Origin of the sequence: Actinoplanes sp. NPDC048791, from assembly GCF_040650095.1 — a bacterium.
Lineage (GTDB): Bacteria > Actinomycetota > Actinomycetes > Mycobacteriales > Micromonosporaceae > Actinoplanes.
In genome coordinates this window covers 1-2806 of sequence record NZ_JBEZGQ010001050.1, presented here as the reverse complement: position 1 = coordinate 2806, position 2806 = coordinate 1, and the positions used below count along the sequence as shown (strand labels likewise).

Below are 2806 nucleotides of genomic sequence, written 5' to 3'. Positions count from 1 at the left end.
GTCCGGCATCGCGCCCAGGCCGGCCTCGGCCCGGGCCGCCGCGATCAGCTTGGCCGTGTGGGTGGCCGTGCCGCTCGGGGCGTCCAGCTTGCGCGGGTGGTGCTGCTCGATGATCTCGGCGGACTCGAAGTAGCGGGCCGCGCGGGCCGCGAACTGCATCATCAGCACCGCGCCGATGCCGAAGTTGGGCGCGATCAGCACGCCGACCTCGGGCTTGTGCGACAGCCAGGACCGCACCCGGTCCAGGCGCTGCTCGGTGAAGCCGGTGGTGCCGACGACCATGCTGATGCCCTGGTCCACGGCCCAGTGCAGGTTGTCCATGACCACGTCGGGGGTGGTGAAGTCGACGAGCACCTGGGCGCCGGCGTCCGAGGCGTTGAACAGCCAGTCGCCCTGGTCGACCATCGCCACCAGCTCGAGGTCGTCGGCGGCGTCGACCGCCTTGCACACTTCGAGGCCCATGCGGCCCCGGGCACCGAGTACGCCGACGCGGATCGGTTGCTGCTCGTCTGTCACCCGGTCAATTTAACGCCGGTGGCCGCGTCGTCCGGCGCCGGGTGCCGGTTGCGCCACCAGCGCTCGGCCAGCCCCACGACCAGGAACACACCGGCGACGTAGGCCCAGCCGACCAGCACGTCGATGACGTAGTGCTCCCCGGTGTAGACCAGGGTGAACGTCATCGCCAGCGGGTACGCGAGCAGCAGCGGCCACCAGCGCCGGCGCACCACCGGCAGGAAGAAGGCGACGGCCATCATGGCCCAGGCGGTGTGCAGCGACGGCATCGCGGCCACCGGGTTGGACGCCTCCACCTGCAACGCGTTCAGAGTGTTGCCGGCACCGTGCAGGCCGATCGCATCCCACCCGTTCGTGGAGATCCGCTCGACGTGCTCGGGCAGGTAGCCCTCTTTGTAGGCCCACCAGGGCGGCGCCGCCGGATAGACGAAGTAGGTGATCAGGCCGAAGACGCAGAGGGTGAACCAGCGGCGGACGAAGCGGGCCCACTGCGCGCGGGACCGCACCCAGAGGATCACCGCGACCGTCGGCACGGTCAGGAAGTGCGAGACGTAGATCAGGGTGACCACGACCTCCCACCACTGCACCACCCCGGGCTGGTAGAGGTGCTGCTGCAGCCAGGTGGTCGGGACCTGGCCGCCGGTGAGCCAGCCGAACATCGCCTCGTCGGCGTCGATCAGCTCGGTGACGTGCGGCTGGAACAGGTCGTCGGCGTACCCGCGGGAGATGTTGTAGACCACCAGCAGCAGCGCGATGGGCAGCCAGTCCCGCAGGAACAGCAGGTGCTGCCGCCAGGGCAGGTCGCTGCGCCACGCGATGGTGGCCAGCCACAGCCAGCCGAAGGCGATCAGCGGGTCGCTGGTCGGCACGCCGATGAAGTACGTGCCGACCGCGAACAGGACCGCCCAGATCAGCATGCCGATGATCCGGCGCCGGCGCCGGTCCGGCGTCGCTTCTTCTTGTACGGGCGGAGGGCTGAGGATGGTCACGGCGTCCCAGGTTAGCGGGCGTTCGAAAACGCGTTCTCGTCGAAGGGCCCGACGACGGCCAGCGACATCGGCTTCGACAGCAGCTCGGCGGCCAGCTCGTTGACCTCGTCGAGGGTGACGGCGTCGACCCGGGCCAGCATCTCGTCGACGGCCATCAGGTCGCCGTGCAGCAGCTCCGACTTGGCCAGCCGGCTCATCCGCGAGCCGGTGTCCTCCAGGCCGAGCACGTACGAGCCCTTGACCATGCCCTTGCCGCGGGCCAGCTCGCCGGCGCTGATGCCCTCGGCCGCGACCGTGGCGAGCTCCGCGCGGATCAGCGAGAGCACCTCCTCGGCCTTGCCCGGGGCGCAGCCGGCGTAGACCGCGAAGAGGCCGGCGTCGGCGTACTGGCTGCCGTACGAGTAGACCGAGTAGGCCAGCCCGCGCTTCTCCCGGATCTCCTGGAAGAGCCGGCTGGACATGCCGCCACCGAGCACGTTGTTGAGCACGCCGAGCGCGAACCGGCGCTCGTCGGCCCGGTTGATGGCGGCGCAGCCGAGCACGATGTGCGCCTGCTCGGTGTCGCGGTGCCGGACCAGGGTGACCGGCTTGCGCGCGCGGGCGGCCCCGGCCGAGCCACGCTTGGGCGCGGGCTCGGCGGTGTCGCTGTCCAGCGGGCTGCCGGCCAGGGCGGCCCGGACCAGCTTGACCACCTTGGCGTGCTCGAGGTTGCCCGCCGCGGTGATCACGATCTGCGGCGCCTTGTAGCGGGCCCGGTAGAAGCGGTTGATCTGGGCGCGGGTCATCGGCGAGATGGTCTGCTCGGTGCCCGAGATGAGCCGGCCCAGCGGTGTGTCGGCACCGAAGATCGCCTCGGTGAAGACGTCGTGCACCTCGTCGCCGGGCTCGTCGTCGTGCATGGCGATCTCCTCGAGGATCACGCCCCGCTCGGTCTCCACGTCCGCCGGGTCGAGGATCGAGCCCGCGACCGCGTCACAGAGCACGTCCACGGCCAGCGGCAGGTCGGCGTCCAGCACCCGCGCGTAGTAGCAGGTGTACTCCTTCGTGGTGAAGGCGTTGGTCTCGCCGCCGACCGCCTCGATCTCCGCGGAGATCTCCAGCGCGGTGCGCTTCTCGGTGCCCTTGAACAGCAGGTGCTCGAGAAAGTGCGAGGCACCCGACATCGCCGGGGTCTCGTCACGGGAACCGACCCCGACCCAGACGCCGAGAGCGGCGCTGCGGGTGGTCGGGATCGCCTCGGTGATGATGCGCAGACCAGAGGGCAGGACGGTGCGCTTGACGCCGTCCTGCAGGGTCCGGGTAGA

3 protein-coding genes are annotated in these 2806 nt (G+C 70.5%); all 3 read right to left on the bottom strand.

What is annotated here, in order from left to right:
- Positions 1 to 516, bottom strand: a 516-nt coding sequence (gene dapB, locus AB0C29_RS41935) for a 4-hydroxy-tetrahydrodipicolinate reductase (RefSeq protein ID WP_360832963.1), incomplete at its 3' end; no start/stop codon positions are given.
- A complete protein-coding gene (locus AB0C29_RS41930; protein ID WP_360832969.1) occupies positions 513 to 1430 on the bottom strand; it encodes a phosphatase PAP2 family protein in 918 nt (305 codons plus the stop codon). The genes dapB and AB0C29_RS41930, both read right to left, overlap by 4 nt.
- A gap of 83 nt (positions 1431 to 1513) precedes the next feature.
- Positions 1514 to 2794, bottom strand: coding sequence for a pitrilysin family protein (locus AB0C29_RS41925; RefSeq protein ID WP_360832966.1), 1281 nt, complete (start codon positions 2792 to 2794; stop codon positions 1514 to 1516).
- Positions 2795 to 2806 lie beyond the last annotated feature (12 nt).

What these genes read in the sequence shown, in the direction of transcription:
- AB0C29_RS41930 (WP_360832969.1), bottom strand. Translation starts at nt 1,430, where the DNA reads ATGCTGATCTGGGCGGTCCTGTTCGCGGTCGGCACGTACTTCATCGGC.